Source organism: Aliidongia dinghuensis (assembly GCF_014643535.1).
GTDB classification, from domain to species: domain Bacteria; phylum Pseudomonadota; class Alphaproteobacteria; order ATCC43930; family CGMCC-115725; genus Aliidongia; species Aliidongia dinghuensis.
On record NZ_BMJQ01000004.1, the window covers coordinates 299,123 to 315,170 of the forward strand.

The 16,048-nt window shown below is 68.3% G+C and carries 15 protein-coding genes; 10 read left to right on the forward strand and 5 right to left on the reverse strand.

All coding sequences use genetic code 11. The features are described 5' to 3' along the window. The first annotated feature begins 3 nt into the window (after window positions 1-3). From secD to IEY58_RS09675, 5 genes are all read left to right on the forward strand, one after another. Window positions 4-1,581: a protein translocase subunit SecD gene (gene secD, locus IEY58_RS09655; RefSeq protein ID WP_189045016.1), complete on the forward strand. Its 1,578-nt coding sequence runs from the start codon at window positions 4-6 to the stop codon at window positions 1,579-1,581. A 13-nt stretch (window positions 1,582-1,594) separates the two neighbouring features. Further along, on the forward strand, window positions 1,595-2,536 hold the full coding sequence (gene secF / locus IEY58_RS09660; protein WP_189045018.1) for a protein translocase subunit SecF: 942 nt from the start codon (window positions 1,595-1,597) through the stop codon (window positions 2,534-2,536). Between the two features lie 12 nt (window positions 2,537-2,548). Further along, complete coding sequence (locus IEY58_RS09665; protein WP_189045020.1) at window positions 2,549-2,929, forward strand: Mth938-like domain-containing protein; 381 nt, start codon at window positions 2,549-2,551, stop codon at window positions 2,927-2,929. Window positions 2,930-3,042: 113 nt separating this feature from the next. After that, window positions 3,043-3,372 carry a hypothetical protein gene (locus IEY58_RS09670; RefSeq protein WP_189045022.1) on the forward strand — a complete coding sequence of 110 codons (330 nt, stop codon included), beginning with the start codon at window positions 3,043-3,045 and terminating at the stop codon, window positions 3,370-3,372. Between the two features lie 51 nt (window positions 3,373-3,423). Then, window positions 3,424-3,636 (forward strand): hypothetical protein, encoded by a 213-nt coding sequence (locus IEY58_RS09675; RefSeq protein WP_229743614.1) that lies wholly within the window; start codon window positions 3,424-3,426, stop codon window positions 3,634-3,636. A gap of 85 nt (window positions 3,637-3,721) precedes the next feature. Here the strand turns inward: IEY58_RS09675 and IEY58_RS09680 are convergent, their stop codons facing one another. Beyond that, window positions 3,722-4,321 carry a superoxide dismutase gene (locus IEY58_RS09680; RefSeq protein WP_189045024.1) on the reverse strand — a complete coding sequence of 200 codons (600 nt, stop codon included), beginning with the start codon at window positions 4,319-4,321 and terminating at the stop codon, window positions 3,722-3,724. 225 nt (window positions 4,322-4,546) lie between these two features. Between IEY58_RS09680 and IEY58_RS09685 the strand changes: the two genes are divergently transcribed. Together IEY58_RS09685 and IEY58_RS09690 are read left to right on the forward strand one after the other, a co-directional pair. Continuing rightward, the gene (locus IEY58_RS09685) at window positions 4,547-5,425 is read left to right on the forward strand and encodes a phytoene/squalene synthase family protein (protein ID WP_189045026.1); all 879 of its coding nucleotides are present in this window, start codon (window positions 4,547-4,549) and stop codon (window positions 5,423-5,425) included. A 110-nt stretch (window positions 5,426-5,535) separates the two neighbouring features. Continuing rightward, on the forward strand, window positions 5,536-6,354 hold the full coding sequence (locus IEY58_RS09690) for an alpha/beta hydrolase family protein (RefSeq protein ID WP_189045028.1): 819 nt from the start codon (window positions 5,536-5,538) through the stop codon (window positions 6,352-6,354). Between the two features lie 3 nt (window positions 6,355-6,357). On the opposite strand, the gene trmFO is transcribed toward IEY58_RS09690, so the two are convergent. Continuing rightward, on the reverse strand, window positions 6,358-7,716 hold the full coding sequence (gene trmFO, locus IEY58_RS09695) for a methylenetetrahydrofolate--tRNA-(uracil(54)-C(5))-methyltransferase (FADH(2)-oxidizing) TrmFO (protein ID WP_189045030.1): 1,359 nt from the start codon (window positions 7,714-7,716) through the stop codon (window positions 6,358-6,360). A 97-nt stretch (window positions 7,717-7,813) separates the two neighbouring features. Next, entirely contained in the window at window positions 7,814-8,740 is a 927-nt protein-coding gene (locus IEY58_RS09700; protein WP_229743615.1) for a DMT family transporter, read from the reverse strand. Between the two features lie 255 nt (window positions 8,741-8,995). On the opposite strand from IEY58_RS09700, the gene IEY58_RS09705 reads away from it, so the two are divergent. Beyond that, complete coding sequence (locus IEY58_RS09705) at window positions 8,996-12,505, forward strand: FAD-dependent oxidoreductase (RefSeq protein ID WP_189045032.1); 3,510 nt, start codon at window positions 8,996-8,998, stop codon at window positions 12,503-12,505. 3 nt (window positions 12,506-12,508) lie between these two features. On the opposite strand, the gene IEY58_RS09710 is transcribed toward IEY58_RS09705, so the two are convergent. Next, window positions 12,509-13,219 carry an aminopeptidase gene (locus tag IEY58_RS09710; protein WP_189045034.1) on the reverse strand — a complete coding sequence of 237 codons (711 nt, stop codon included), beginning with the start codon at window positions 13,217-13,219 and terminating at the stop codon, window positions 12,509-12,511. A 127-nt stretch (window positions 13,220-13,346) separates the two neighbouring features. Then, window positions 13,347-14,030, reverse strand: coding sequence for a class I SAM-dependent methyltransferase (locus tag IEY58_RS09715; RefSeq protein ID WP_229743616.1), 684 nt, complete (start codon window positions 14,028-14,030; stop codon window positions 13,347-13,349). Window positions 14,031-14,140: 110 nt separating this feature from the next. On the opposite strand from IEY58_RS09715, the gene IEY58_RS09720 reads away from it, so the two are divergent. After that, window positions 14,141-14,386: a hypothetical protein gene (locus tag IEY58_RS09720; protein WP_189045036.1), complete on the forward strand. Its 246-nt coding sequence runs from the start codon at window positions 14,141-14,143 to the stop codon at window positions 14,384-14,386. A gap of 84 nt (window positions 14,387-14,470) precedes the next feature. Continuing rightward, the gene (gene hutH, locus IEY58_RS09725; RefSeq protein ID WP_189045038.1) at window positions 14,471-16,018 is read left to right on the forward strand and encodes a histidine ammonia-lyase; all 1,548 of its coding nucleotides are present in this window, start codon (window positions 14,471-14,473) and stop codon (window positions 16,016-16,018) included. Window positions 16,019-16,048: the final 30 nt, after the last annotated feature.

Genomic DNA, 16,048 nt, shown 5'->3' on the forward strand with positions numbered 1-16,048 from the left:
CCGATGCTGAATTTTCAACCCTGGAAGACCTGGACGGTCATCCTCATCTGCCTCGCGGGCGTGTTCCTGGCGCTGCCCAACGTCCTGCCGGCGACGGTGGTGGCACAGCTGCCGTCGTGGATGCCGGCGCCGCGCATCAGCTACGGCCTCGACCTGCAGGGCGGCAGCCATCTGCTGCTCGAGGTCGATCTGAAGTCTGTCACCAAGGAGCGCTTGAACGGCGCGCTCGACGGGCTCCGGACCGCGCTGCTCAAGGACAAGATCGGCTACACCCAGCTCGCCGTCGAGGGCGACCATATCGCGGTGACGCTGCGCGACGCGGGCGATGCCGACAAGGCCAAGGGCCTGGTGCGCGACGTCGATCCCGATCTCGAGGCCAGCCAGACGCCGGACGGCAAATTCTCCATCGCCTATAGCGCCCAGTCGATCGCGCAGCGCCGTACCTCCGCCGTCGACCAGTCGATCGAGATCATCCGCCGCCGCATCGACGAGACCGGCACCAAGGAGCCGACGATCCAGCGCGAGGGCGAGGACCGCATCCTCCTGCAGCTGCCGGGCATCGACAATCCGGAGCATGTGAAGGAGCTCTTGGGCCGGACCGCCAAGATGACCTTCCAGCTGGTCGACGAGGGTATCTCGCCGGAGGAGGCCAAGGCCGGCCATCTGCCGCCGGGCGACGAAATCCTGCCGGGCGACGATGCCGCGGCACGCCAGGGGCAGCCGACCGAATACGTCATCAAGAAGCGCGTCATGGTCGACGGCGGCACGCTCACCAGCGCATCCGCGACCTTCCAGGACAATCGCCCGGTCATCCAGTTCAAGTTCGATTCCTCGGGCGCCCGCCGCTTCGCCGACACGACGCGCGACAATGTCCACAAGCGCTTCGCCATCGTGCTCGACAACAAGGTGATCTCCGCGCCCGTGATCAATGAGCCGATCACCGGCGGCCAGGGCATCATTTCGGGCAGCTTCACCGTGCAGAGTGCCAACGACCTGGCCCTGCTGCTTCGGGCGGGCGCGCTGCCGGCGCCGCTCACGATCCTCGAGGAACGCACGGTCGGCCCCGACCTCGGCGCAGACTCCATCCGGGCCGGCACGACCGCCTGCCTGGTCGCGGTCGGGCTCGTCGGCGTCTTCATGATCGTGTTCTACGGCCTGTTCGGCATCTATGCGAACATCGCGCTGTTCTTCAACCTGTGCCTGCTCCTGGCGGCGCTCTCGACGCTCGGCGCCACGCTGACGCTGCCCGGCATCGCCGGCATTGCGCTGACACTCGGCATGGCGGTCGACGCCAACGTGCTGGTGAACGAGCGCATCCGTGAGGAGGCGCGGCACGGCCGCGGCGTCATCTCCGCGATCGACGCCGGGTTCAGCCGCGCCTATGCGACGATCATCGACGCCAACGTCACCCACCTGATCGCCGGCTCGCTGCTGTTCGAGCTGGGTTCGGGACCGGTCAAGGGCTTCGCGGTCACGCTCTGCCTCGGCATCCTGACCTCGCTCTTCACCACCATGCTGGTGTCCCGTCTCCTCGTCGTCTGGTGGCTGCGCCGTACGCGCCCCAAGGCGATCCCGATCTAAGGTCAACCGATCCATGCGCCCGCTTTTAGTTTTTCTGCATGAGCCGCCGCACATTCCGTTCGTGAAGCTGCACACGCTGGGCTTTGTGGTCTCGATCCTGCTGACACTCGCGTCGGTCGGTCTGCTCGCGACCAGGGGCCTCAATTTCGGCATCGACTTCCGCGGCGGCATCGTCATGGAAGTGAAGGCCCCGGGCGGCAAGGCTGATCTCGAGGCCATGCGCGGCCAGCTCAACGGGCTGGGTTTGGGCGAAGTGTCGCTGCAGACCTTCGGCCAGCCGGACGACGTGCTGATCCGCCTGCCGCGCCAGCCGGGCGACGACGCGGCGCAGAACAAGGGAGTCGAGACCGCCCGGAACTCGCTCGGCCCAACTTATGAATACCGCCGCACGGAGGTGGTCGGCCCCAAGGTCGGCGGCGAGCTCATCCATGCGGGCACGATCGCGACCATGCTGGCGATCCTGGCGATCGCGGCCTATGTCTGGTTCCGCTTCGAGTGGCAGTTCGGCCTCGGCGCCGTGATCTCGACCTTCCACGACGTGATCACGACCTTGGGCCTGTTCTCGCTGCTGCAGCTCGAGTTCAATCTGACGACGCTCGCCGCGATCCTGACCATCGCCGGCTATTCGATCAACGACACGGTCGTGATCTATGACCGCGTGCGCGAGACCATGCGCAAGTTCAAGCAGATGCCGCTCGGCGGCGTCATCGACTTGAGCCTGAACGAGACGCTGTCGCGCACCGTGCTCACCTCGTCGGTGACGGCGGTGGCCGTGCTGGCGCTCCTGCTGTTCGGCGGCGAGGTCATCCGCGGCTTCAGCGCCGCGATGCTCTGGGGTATCGTGATCGGCACCTATTCGTCGCTGTTCATCGCGGCGCCGCTGCTGCTGCACGCGAAGCCGCGCCGCGGCGGCGAGAAGCCGGCGCCGGCAGGAACGGCGCCGACCAAGGCTTAAAAGGGCCGCCCCATGGACGTGACGCCGATCATCCCGGCCGGCAAGCAGGTGCTCGAGCGCTACGGCACCGAAGGCTTCCGGGTGAGCGGCACGCTCCATCAAGGGGCCATCCTGCTGTTCCCGGACGAGACGCTTGCCTGGGCGCCGCGCGCCATGGCCGAGGTCACCGAGGCGAGCCTGGCACCGGTCGTGGCCCGCGGCGGCGTCGAGATCCTGCTGCTCGGCTGCGGCCGGCGGATGGCGCTGGTGCCGCCGGCGCTGCGCGCCCACCTCAAGGCGGCCGGGGTCGTGATCGACGCCATGGATACGGGGGCAGCCTGCCGAACCTACAGCGTGCTCCTGGGCGAGGGGCGGCGCGTTGCGGCCGCCCTTCTGCCGATAACGGCCGAGTAGTACTCGATACCTGCCCGATTAATGACACGGGTGTCATTGGAGAAATTCACGCGGCTCACCCGTATATCCTCATGTTGGGTCGACATTGTCGGCCACGACGGAGGACATTCGAGATGGAACCTTGCAAGCGGGGGTATCGGGGCCATACGGCCATTGCCGCCATCGGTGGCCTGATCGCGATTGCCGGCTTCGGCCTTGCAACCCTGCAGATGGCTCATGCTGACGACGACGACTGGCATACCGAGGCGACGCGCCCTGTGGCAACGGACTCTCGGCCGTGCCAGCCGAAAGCCGAGGCCGACCGTGACGACGCCATGCCGCGGGTCGCGGAAAAGCCCCAGCGCGAGACGCTCTACGTGCCGCCGAGCCAGGTCCGGTCGCTACCGTCCTTCCCTTATATGCTGACCGCCTACCAGACCGCCGACGTCGCGCGCCCGCACTGACGAGGGCGCGCTGACGGGGCCTAGCCGAAAAACCGAAAAGAGAACCAAGGAATGATGAAGCAGATCGCAGTGATTGCTGTGGCCGCCGTCCTGCTGGCCGGTTGCTCAAACCTTAGCCGTGCGGAGCAGCGGGCGCTGTCGGGCGGCGCCATCGGTGCGGCCGGCGGTGTGGCACTCGCAGCCGCGACCGGCGGCACCAGCCTGCTCGCCGGCGGCCTGATCGGCGCCGGCGCCGGTGCCACGATCGGCGCGCTCACCAAGTAAGCCCGCGCCCAAAAGAAAAGGCGCCCGGCCGAAGAAGGTCGGGCGCCTTTGTCTTGCCTGCTTTTGTCTCTTCCGCTTGCGGGGATCAGGCCTTCGCCAGGTTCTCCGCGACGAAGTCCCAGTTCACCAGCTTGTCGAGGAAGGTCTGGACGAAGTCCGGCCGGCGGTTCTGGAAGTCGAGGTAATAGGCATGCTCCCAGACGTCGACGGTCAGGAGCGCCTTCTGGCCGTTGATCATCGGCGTCACCGCGTTCGCGGTCTTCGTGATCTTGAGCTCGCCGCCGTCCAGCACCAGCCAGGCCCAGCCCGAGCCGAACTGGCCGACCGCGGCCGCCTTGAAGGCTTCCTTGAACTTGTCGAGGCCGCCGAAGGTCTTCTCGATCCGGTCGGCCAGCGCGCCGGTCGGCGCACCGCCGCCATTCGGCTTCATGCAGTGCCAGAAGAAGGTGTGGTTCCACACCTGGGCGGCGTTGTTGAAGATGCCGACCTTGGATTCATCCTTGGCCGACGCGAGGATGATCTCTTCCAGCGACTGCGACGCCGCCGGCGTGTCCTTCACGAGGTTGTTCAGGTTCGTGACATAGGCCTGATGATGCTTGCCGTAGTGGAACTCGAACGTCTGCGCCGACATGTGCGGCTCAAGAGCGTTCTTCGGATACGGCAGAGGGGGAAGCTCGAATGCCATGGAGACCTCGTTCGGTAGGTTCCGAAAGAATGGAACGGCGCTTGCTCGGGAGGGGAGCCTGACGCCGGTGGGAACACCAGGGGCGTCGGAACCGATCCACCCGCGGGCGCGGGACGGGGCGGGCCACCGGTCGATGACCCGCCATAGGAGATATGTTGCGGCGGCCGGCTTTGGAAGCGAAAAGGATGGGGCCTCAACGCTTTCTCACCGATCGGACCTTGTTTCATGCCGTCGCGTCCCGCCGAAGCCGCCCAGCCGGTCGATGTCCAGCCAGTCGATCCTGGGCCGATCGATCTCGTGCGGCGCTACGACCATGACCGCTTCCTGGCCTCGCTGTTCGCGCCGGCGGGGCTGCGCCCGGCGATCTGGGCGCTGCTCGCGTTCAATCTGGAGATCGCCCGGGTGCGCGAGGTGGTGAGCCAGCCGGTCATCGGCCAGATCCGCCTGCAATGGTGGCGCGACGCGCTCGACGAGATTTACACCGGCAAGCCGCCACGCCGGCATGAGGTGGTCGAGCCGCTGGCGGCGGCGATCGTCGCGCACGGCCTGACACGCACCCACTTCGACACGATGATCGACGGCCGCGAGTTCGATCTCGGCGACGAGCCTCCGGCGAGCCTGGATGCGCTCGAGCGCTATCTCGAGCAGACTTCGTCCCGCCTCATCGACCTGGAGCTCGAGGTGCTGGGCGTCACCGCACCGGCCGCGTTCGAGGCGGCACGCCATGCCGGCGTGGCGTGGGGGCTCATCGGACTCGTCCGCGCCGTGCCGTTCCACGCGGCGCAGGGGCGGATCTACCTGCCGGCCGACCTGATGGCCGGGGCGGGGATCGATCGCGATGTGCTGCTGGCCGGCAAGGGGGCTTCGGCGGTGCTGGTGAAGCCGTTGGTCGACCGGGCGGCGGAGCATCTCATGGCCGTGCGACGCCGGCGCAAGGAGATTCCGCGCAAGGCGGTGTCGGCGCTGCTGGTCGCCCGTCAGGCGGCGGCCTATCTGCGCCGGCTGGTGCAATCGGGCTACGATCCGTTCGATCCGCACGTCAACGCGCCCGACCCGGGAGCCGTGTTCCGGCTCGCCGTCGGGCGATATCTCGCCTTGATCTAGGGGAAATACCGCCGTTGCGCGCCTGGATGCGGCGATGCGGATTGGCATGTGCGTTGGCCTTGGCGGCCTGCGCTGCAGGCGCGCCGGCGCCGCCAGGGACGCTAGCTGGGGTGGCCGGGCCCGAAGAGGTGACGGACCGGGCGCAGCTCTGGTGGGTACCGGTCCGGCCCTATATCGACAGCGACGCGACCTTCCTGCTCGAAACCATGGTCTATCGCCCGCCGGGTCCGGGGCCGTTCCCGCTCGTCACGATCAACCACGGCCTGCCGGCCGACAAATGGAGCCTGAGGGCCGTGAAGCCGGCCTTTGCGGCGGCGGCCCATTGGTGGGTTGCCCGGGGCTATGCCGTAGCCGTGCCGCTGCGCCGCGGCGTCGGCCGCTCCCAGGGCGATTTCGTCGAGGCGAGCGACGATTGCAGCACTGAAGACCTCGTCCAACTCGCCTATGTCGGCGCGCTCGATCTGCGTGGTGTGGTCGATTATCTCGCCCGGCAACCGTTCGTCGATCCGCACAGCATCGTCATCGTCGGCCAGTCGGCGAGCGGCTTCAGCGGCCTGGCGCTCGCGGCCGACCCGCCGGCCGGCGTTGCGGCGCTGATCGCCTTTGCGCCGGGCGTCGGCGGCTATGGCAATGGCGAGATCTGCGGTGGGACTGAGGCGCTGATCGAGGCGGCACGGCAGCTCGGCCAGCGCGGCAAATTGCCGGAGCTCTGGCTCTATGCGCAGAACGACCGCTGGTTCGGCGCGATCGGCGAACAGATGTTCTATGCCTACCGCTCGGGCGCGCTCGCGCCGATCCGTTTCGTCTCGCTACCGCCGTTCGGCGCGGACGGCCACAGCACGCTCTACCAAGCCGATCCCGGTTTCTGGGGGCCGGCCGTCAGCGACTTCCTGAAAACCATCCCGGCCCTGTCCGGTGCCGGCGGCTGACGGCTATTCCGCGGCGGTGCTGACCCGGCCGAGCCAGCCGTCGAGGTCGGCCAAGGCACGGCGCGCCATGGCCGGCTTGCGCTCGGTCTTGGCCTTCGGCACGTCGGCCAAGGGTGGGAACAGGCCGAAATTGACGTTCATCGGCTGGAACGTCTCGGCCTCCGCCCCGCCAGTGATGTGGGCGACGAGCGCGCCCAGCGCCGTCGTCGGCGGCGGGGCGGCCAGCAGCTCGCCCTTGCGCTCGGCCGCCGCCATGCGGCCGGCGACGAGCCCGATCGCCGCCGACTCGACATAGCCCTCGACGCCAGTCACCTGGCCGGCGAAGCGCAGCCGCGGCAGGGCCTTGAGGCGCAGCTGGCCGTCCAGCACCTTGGGGCTGTTGAGGAACGTGTTGCGATGGAGGCCGCCGAGGCGTGCGAACTCGGCCTTTTCCAGGCCCGGGATGGTGCGGAAGATCCGAACCTGCTCGGCATATTTCAGCTTCGTCTGGAAGCCCACCATGTTGTAGAGCGTGCCCAGCGCATTGTCCTGGCGCAGCTGGACCACGGCCCAGGGCTTCGAGCCGTTGTGCTTGTTGGTGAGCCCGATCGGCTTCATCGGGCCCCAGCGGAGCGTCTGCGGCCCGCGCCCGGCCATGACCTCGATCGGCAGGCAGCCCTCGAAATAGGGCGTGTTCTGCTCCCACTCCTTGAACTCGGTCTTCTCGCCGTCGATCAGCGCCTGGATGAACGCCTCGTACTGGTCGCGGTCGAGCGGGCAGTTGATGTAGTCGCGCCCGGTACCGCCGGGGCCGGGCTTGTCGTAGCGCGACTGGAACCAGGCAATGTCGAGGTCGATCGTCTCGGTATGGACGATCGGCGCGATCGCGTCGAAGAAGGCGAGCGAGGCCTCGCCGGTCAGGCCCAGCACCGCCTCGGCCAGCGCCGGCGAGGTCAGCGGGCCGGTCGCGACCACGACGCTGTCCCAGTCGCCCGGCGGCAGGCCGGCAATCTCCTCACGGACGATGGTCACGAGCGGATGCTCGACGAGTGCTGTCTCGACTGCGGCCGAGAAGGCCTCGCGATCGACGGCGAGCGCGCCGCCGGCCGGCACCTTGTGGTGATCGGCGGCCTTGAGGATGAGCGAGCCCGAGCGCCGCATCTCCTCGTGCAGCAGGCCTACGGCGTTGGTGAGCGGCTCGTCGGAGCGGAACGAGTTGGAACAGACAAGCTCGGCCAGGCCCTGGGTCTGGTGCGCATCCGTCTTGCGAACCGGCCGCATCTCGTGCAGCACGACCGGCACGCCGGCTTCGGCCAGCTGCCACGTCGCCTCGCTGCCGGCGAGACCGCCGCCGATCACATGCACCGGACGAAGCTCGACCATCGAAAACCCACTCCAAACCGCGAAAAGCAAACCCCGACTTTACGCGATGCAGCTGGAGCTGTGCAGCCCGGCGTCCGCAGGGCGGCCCTGCGGGCGTTCAGGCTGCCTGGGGACGGTGGAACCGGTCCAGGAGCCGGCCGTCGATGCAGGCGAGGCCGAGGCCGATCGCCGCCATGCCGGCGAAGGCCACGGGGGCCACCGTCTCGCCGAGCGCCAGCCAGCCGATCAGCAGCGCGCTCACCGGCAGGAGGAAAGTCACGAGCATCAGGTTGGTGGCGCCGGCCGTGGCCAGGATGCGGAAATAGAGCATATAGGCGAGCGCCGTCGAGACGAGCGCCAGGGCGGCAAGCGTCGCCCAGGTCGCAGCACCGGGCATCGGCAGCGTCCATGGCTGGTCGACGAGGGCCGCGAGTGGCAGCAGGATGAGCGTGCTGCCGGTAATCTGCCCAGTCGCGACCTTCAGGGGCGCGATGCCCTGGAAACGCCGGCCATAGATGCCCGCGAGCCCGTAGACGAACGCGGCGGCGAGGCAGGCGAGCTCGCCCGGCAGATCCTGGTTGGCGAGGCCGGCGAGCGCGTCCGGGCCGATCAGGATCGCGACGCCGGCGAAGCCCGCCAGCACGCCTAGCCCACGCCGCACGGTCAGTTTCTCGTTCCGGGTCAGCAGATGCGCGCTCAACACGGCGAAGACCGGCGTCGTCGCGTTCAGGATCGAGGCGAGGCCGCTCGAGATGCGCGTTTCGCCGAACACGATCAGGCTGAACGGCACGACGTTGTTGAGGAGCCCCATGACGAGGAACCGGCCCCAGAGCCGCGGCGTCATGGGCATCGGGTCGCGCCGCGCCAGAAGATAGAGATTGAGCGCCGCGGCCGCGATGCCGACCCGGCCCAGCACGATGGTGAAGGGCGGCAGGACCGCGACCAGGACCTTGAAGAAAAAGAAGGTTCCGCCCCAGAGCACCGAGAGCGCCACGAGGAGCAGCCATTCGGTGGCACCCATGCGGAGCGGTGGGGTGGCAGGCATCGATAACCTCGTCCAAGGGAGCAGTGGCCCGAGCTTGCCTGCACCGGCCAGCCGTCGCTATCCGATTATTGTCACCGAAACGGCAATATCATTTGTACACAAACAATCATGCTTGATCGGCGACGCGGCTTGGCGCACAGTCGTCACCGGATAGCGCGGACAACAGGGCGATAAGCCCGGCCGCGGGACGGATTGCTGGACGCGGTGCCGGATTTCCGGAGCCGACGCCCTCGGCCAAGGGAGGTTTCGATCGGGATGCGGACCACGCTGGCATTGAGCTTCGGCCTCGAATTCGAGGATCTTTATCGTCGGGATGGGCTCGTCCGGCTGGACCAGGCCTTCGTCGACTGGCTGCGCGTGGCGGAGCCGGCGCTCCTCGACCGGCTGATGGCCGCCCGTGCGACGCCTGAGGCGCTGACCGCCAAGGACGAGTCGGAGCTGCTGGTCGAGACCGCACCGCATCTGGAAGATTTCATCGGCCGTCTGTTCGGCATCGAGGCCGAGGTCGGAGCGCTTGCGGCCACCCACGACGCATTGGCGCCGCTCTACCGGGTGAAGCGCCTGTTCGTGCAGCGCCGCGCGGTCAAGGGCGTGACAGCGGAGCAGGCGGCCGCCCTCGACGGTCCGGCGCTTGCGGCCGAGATCGAGGCCCTCATCGGCGAGCCCTTGACCGAAGCGAGCTTCGCCACCCATGTCGAGCGCTGGAGCACCGACGAGGCCGCGCACGGCGCCGCCCTTGATCTCGCGGCGCGCTATGCCCGTTGGGCGACCCTGTCCGACGCCGGCCGCGCCCGCCATGGCGCCGGCATCCTCTTCAAGGTGCCGCACAAGCTCGATCCCGCCCATCTGGTGCCTATCGAGATCGTGACGGTCGACGGCGTCGCCATGCAGCGCCTGCCGGAGACACACTGGCGCCGGCGCCAGGGCTTCGGGCTCACCGACCAGGGCATGGATCTCACCCATGGGCTCGACCAGGCGAACTACTGCATCTGGTGCCACAACCAAGGCAAGGACAGCTGCTCCAAGGGCCTGAAGGAGAAGGACGGCGGCTTCAAGGCGAGCCAGTTCGGCGTACCGCTCGCCGGCTGCCCGCTCGAAGAGAAAATCTCCGAGATGAACCTGGTGAAGTCGCGGGGGCATGCGGTCGGCGCGCTTGCCATCGTCACCATCGACAATCCGATGGCGGCGGCGACCGGCCACCGCATCTGCAACGACTGCATGAAGTCCTGCATCTATCAGAAGCAGGAGCCGGTCGACATTCCCCAGGTCGAGACGCGCAACTTGAAGGATGTGCTGGGCCTGCCCTGGGGCTTTGAGATCTATGGGCTCTTGACGCGCTGGAACCCGCTCAACATCCGTCGCCCGCTGCCGCGGCCGGAAAGCGGCTACAAGGTGCTGGTTGTGGGACTGGGCCCGGCGGGTTTCACGCTGTCGCACCATCTGATGAACGACGGCCATACCGTGGTCGCGGTCGACGGGCTCAAGATCGAGCCGCTCGATCCGGCGCTGTCCGGCGTCACGGCCTTGGGCGAGCCGGTGCCGTTCCGGCCGATCCGCGACGTGGCCGAGGTCTACGAGCATCTGGGCAACCGCGTCATGGCGGGCTTCGGCGGCGTCGCCGAATACGGCATCACCGTGCGCTGGAACAAGAATTTCCTGAAGCTGATCCGCCTGCTGCTCGAGCGCCGGCGCGAGTTCTCAATGATGGGCGGCGTGCGCTTCGGCGGCACGCTCACGATCGACGGGGCGTTCGAGCTGGGCTTCGACCATGTGGCGCTGTGCGCCGGCGCCGGGCGGCCGACCGTCATCCCGATGAAGAACGGCCTCGCCCCGGGCGTGCGCCAGGCGTCGGACTTCCTGATGGCGCTGCAGCTGACCGGCGCCGCCAAGGCGGATTCGATCGCCAACCTGCAGGTCCGACTGCCGGTCGTCGTGGTCGGCGGCGGCCTGACGGCGATCGACACGGCAACGGAATCGCTCGCCTATTACCCGGTCCAGGTCGAGAAATTCCTCCAGCGCTACGAGACGCTGGTGGCCGAGCGCGGCGAGGCGATGGTGCGCGCCGACTGGCGGGCGCCCGAGGTCGAGGCGGCCGAGGATTTCATCGCCCATGCCCGGGCGATCCGCGCCGAGCGGGCGGCAGCGGCGGCCGAGGGCCGGGCGCCGCGGATCATCGAGCTCATCAACGGCTGGGGCGGCGTCACCATGGCCTATCGCCGGCGCCTCGTCGATGCACCCAGCTATACGCTCAATCACGAGGAGGTGGCGCTGGCGCTCGAAGAGGGCATCCGCATCGCCGAATGCCTGGCACCGGCGGAAATCGAGGTCGACGCCTGGGGCCAGGCGCGCGGCATCGTCATGACGCCGCAGATCGTCGACGAGACGGGGCGCATCGCGCCGGCCGACACGACGGTGACCCTGCCGGCGCGCACCGTGCTGATTGCGGCGGGGACCCAGCCCAACACCGTGCTCGGCCGTGAGGATCCGCACAACATCTCGCTCGACGGCCGCCACTTCCAGGCGTTCGACGAGACGGGCCAGCCGGTCAAGCCGCAGAAGAGCGCCAAGCCCGCCGACGTCCATGTTCTGATCAGCCTGCGCCCCGACGGGCGCGCCATCAGCTTCTTCGGCGACCTGCACCCGTCCTACGCCGGCAACGTCGTGAAGGCGATGGGCAGCGCCAAGCAGGGCTATCCGGTCGTAAGCCGCGTGCTGGCGCGCCGCGCGCCGGCCGAGCCTGCGCCGGCAGCGCTCGCGCGCACCATGAACGAGGGGCTGCGCCCGACCGTGCATGCGGTGACGCGGCTCACGCCGACCATCGTCGAGGTCGCGGTCAAGGCGCCGTTTGCGGCGCGCGCGTTCGAGCCCGGGCAGTTCTATCGCCTGCAGAACTACGAGACGCGGGCGCTCTCGGCCGAGGGCACGCGGCTCGCCATGGAGGGGCTGGCCTTGACCGGCGCCTCGGTCGACAAGGAGCAGGGGCTGCTCTCGACCATCGTGCTCGAGATGGGCGGCTCGTCCGACCTCTGCGCGCTCTTGCAGCCGGGCGAGCCGATCGTGCTCATGGGCCCGACCGGCACGCCGACCGAGACGCCGGCCGGTGAGACCGTGCTGCTGGTCGGCGGTGGCCTCGGCAACGCCGTGCTGTTCTCGATCGGCCAGGCACTGAGGCACCAGGGCTCGCGCGTCGTCTATTTCGCCGGCTACAAGCGCATGATCGACCGCTACAAGGTCGAGGAGATCGAGCGCGCGGCCGACCTCATCGTCTGGTGCTCGGACGAGGAGCCGGGCTTCGTGCCGGGCCGGCCACAGGATCGCGCGTTCGCCGGCAACATCGTCGAGGCGATGCGGGCTTATGCCTCTGGCGCGCTCGGCGGCGCGCCGGCGATCCCGCTGAGCGCGGTCGACCGCATCGTCGCGATCGGCTCCGACGGCATGATGAACGCGGTCGCCCGCGCACGCCATGGCGTGCTGCAGCCGTACCTGAAGCCCGAGCATCATGCGGTCGGCAGCATCAATTCGCCGATGCAATGCATGATGAAGGAGATCTGCGCCCAGTGCCTGCAGGTCCACAAGGACCCCGCGACCGGCGCCGAGACGGTGGTGTTCTCGTGCTTCAACCAGGACCAGTCGCTCGACCAGGTCGATTTCACCAGCCTGCGCGCACGGCTCAGCCAGAACGGCGTGCAGGAGAAACTGACCAAGCAATGGATCGACCGCTGCCTGCACCAGCTGGGACATCGCCCGGCTGTCGCGGCGGAGTAGGGGCTATTCGGCGCTGGCCACGATGTCGTGTGCCAGCGCCGAATAGCCGGCGTCCTTCAGGCGCGCGACCTGGTCCTGGTCGCTGCTGCGCCGGCCAATCATGGCGCTCAGCTGCTCGTCGTCGATCGGCAGCGGGCGGTACATCCGCCAGTGGCCGGTAGCGACGTCGACCAGAACGGCGCGCAGCACGATGCGCATCTTCTGCGTCTGGTCCGGCACCAGCCAGCCGGCAATCGGGACCCACGACACGGCCTTGGTGACTTCGTCGGTCTTGGAGGACTCGAGCGTTCCCCAGTAACAGAGAAGTTGGCCGTAGCCGCCCTGTGCGGCAATGAGCCGGAGCTGCCGGGCGTAATCGTTGTGGGGCTGCCCCGGAACGCCGGAGAGCGAGCCGAGCGAGAAGTCAGCGCCGAGCGCGCTCAGCATTTCGCTATCGGGTGTCATGGCGCCCGACTGGATGACCAGGATCCGTTCGTTGCGATGCGGCGCCAGCTGCTTCGCCGATGCTAGGGTCTCGGCGATCTGCGTGTCGGTGATTGGGCCGGTTGCGGGCGCGCCCAAGACGTCGAAGTCGCTGAGTTCGCCGTGATAGAGCGGGTTGTTTGAGCCCGGGTAGCCGGAATTGGAAATTGATCGGGTCACGCAGCCCGCAAGCAACAGAGCGGCGATGGCGAGCACGCCCAATCGAGACGGGCGAAGGAACTTGGTCTGCATCAGAAGGTTCCTGTTTTAGATCAGCCAGTTGACCAATCGCCGCCGATGCTAGCGTACGTGTATAGATGTCGCTCGTGGCAATTTTTGGATGTGTTTCCCAATCCGGCTCGCGCGATATCGCGGACAGCTACGCGGTTTTTGCCACGATCCACGTCTCCCTTACGTCGACGAACCGGGCGAAGCGCAGGTCTGCGGCGGTGAGGGCCTGCTCGATGTCGCTGAAGTCGATTTGCTCCGTGGTGAAGCAGTGGGTCCAGGTCTCGGCGCCGATCGTGTGCCTCAAGGTCATCCGCACGAGCGTGTCCTCGCGCACCACCGCGTCGACTTGGTTCCGCACGCCGTCCGCCTCCCAGGCGAAGCCGGGTTGGGCGCGGTCGAGCCAGCTCGGGTCGTGGCGCTGGATCAGCACCTGGCCGTCGGGCGCCAGATGCCGTCGGCAGGTCGCGAGCAGGGCGTGCCGTGTCTCGAAGCCGGGGGCATGGATCAGGCACGAGCCCATCAGCACCGCGTCGAACTGGCGGTCGAGCGCCAGGTCCTCGATGTCGGCGAGCACGGTTTCGGCGCCGCGGATCTCGGCCAGCATCTCGGGCGAATTGTCGACGGCCGTCACGCGATATCCCCGCGGCAGCAGTGGATGGGTGATGCGGCCGACGCCGGCGCCCAGCTCCAAAATGCTGCCGCCGGCCGGCACGGCTGCAGCGACGATATCCGGCTCCGGCCCCGGCTTCAGCTGCTTCCAGAAGTCGACCGAGCAGCCGTCGACGGTCCGCGCGCCCGGGCCGGTGCCGCCGTTCCTGATCATCGTTGCCATCGCCTGCACCTCCGTCGCCGTTCCGGCCGATCTGTAGTACCGTCGTCAGGCGTCGTCCAGGCGTCGTCCCGCCCGCAAGTTGTGTTCCCACAAACGGTCGGAGGAGCGCGATGCGTCTCGTCTTGCTTGGTCTTGCCCTGCTTGGTCTTGGGGGCGCGATGCTGACGCTGGCGCCGCCGGCTGAGGCGGCATCATCCGCACTGGGGCGAACGGTCCCGCCGGCATCGGTGCAGAAGCCGATCGAACAGGTCCGCATGGTGAGGCGCTGCCGCGTCGTGCGCGTCTGGCGCCGCGACCGTTACGGCCGCCGGCATCTGGTGCCGGTGCGCCGCTGCCACCGGGTTCACGTGTACTGACGGCACATCGATCCCGGTTGTCGACGGCCGGTCCCGTGTGCTAGTCCCGGAGTCCTATACAAGTTTAGACAAGGGAGACGGCGGGTGGTCGACGGTCATATCGAGCTGGTGCCGGGACATTTGTCGCTGCCGCAGCTCCGGGCACTCTACGAGAGCGACCGGCCGATCCGGCTCGCCGCGGACGCCTGGTCCGCCATCGAGCGGTCGGCGGACGCGGTCGGCGAGGTGCTGGCCGGTGGGCGCGCGACCTATGGCGTCAATACCGGCTTCGGCAGCCTCGCGACGACCCGCATCCCGGCGGAGTCCGTCGCCACCTTGCAGCGCAACCTCGTGCTGTCGCACGCCGCCGGCACCGGGCCGCTCGTCGAGGACCGGCTCGTCCGGCTCATCCTGATCCTCAAGATCAACAGCCTGGGGCTGGGATATTCCGGCATCCGCCGGCCGACGCTCGAACTGCTGATCGAGCTCGTCAATCGCGGCATCCTGCCGTGCGTGCCGTCCCAGGGCTCGGTCGGCGCCTCCGGCGACCTGGCGCCGCTCGCCCATCTGACACTGCCGCTGATCGGCGAGGGCGAGGTGCGCGTGAACGGCGTGCGCATGCCAGCTGCCGCGGCGCTCGCCGAGGCCGGGCTCCAGCCGGTGACGCTCGGCGCCAAGGAGGGGCTGGCGCTCTTGAACGGCACCCAGGCCTCGACCGGATTCGCGCTCGCCGGCCTGTTCGCGATCGAGCATGTGCTGGCGGCGGGGCTCGTCTCGGGCGCGATGTCGGTCGACGCCATGCTGGGCAGCGACGCGCCGTTCGAGGCCCGGATCCACGTGGTGCGCGGGCAGATCGGCCAGGGGCTGGTGGCGGAGAAGCTGGCGGCACTGCTCGCCGGCTCCGAGATCCGCAACTCCCATCTCAATTGCGACCGGGTGCAGGACCCCTACAGCCTGCGCTGCCAGCCACAGGTGATGGGCGCCGTGCTCGATCTCATGAGCTATGCCGCGGGCGTGCTGCGCCGCGAGGCGAACGGCGTGTCCGACAATCCGCTCGTGTTCCGCAACGCGACCGACGGCACGGCCGAGATCGTGTCGGGCGGCAATTTCCACGCCGAACCGGTCGCCTTCGCCGCCGACGCGCTCGCGATGGCAGTAGCCGAGATCGGCTCGATCTCGGAGCGGCGCATGGCGCTTCTGGTCGACGCCAAGATGTCGAGCGGCCTGCCGGCCTTCCTTGTGGCCGAGCCAGGCCTGAACTCGGGCTTCATGATCGCCCAGGTGACCTCCTCGGCCTTGACGGCCGAGAACAAGATGCTGGCCCATCCGGCGAGTGTCGACAGCCTGCCGACCTCGGCCAACCAGGAAGACCATGTCTCGATGGCGGCCCATGGCGCGCGCCGGCTCGGCCGCATGGCCGAGAATGCGGCGGCGATCGTCGGCATCGAGCTCCTGGCCGCGGCCCAGGGCATCGATTTCCGCACGCCGCTCCAGACGAGCCCGCGCCTCGCCGAGGCCATGGCGGCGATCCGGGCGCGCGTACCGTTCCTCGACCGCGACCGGATCATGGCGCCCGACATGGCTGCAGCATCGGCGCTGGTCGGCGAGGGCTGGTTTCGCCGGCTGGTGCCCGGTATTCTCCCGTCCGAATGAAATCATCAGACAAATACGAGGAGAACGCCC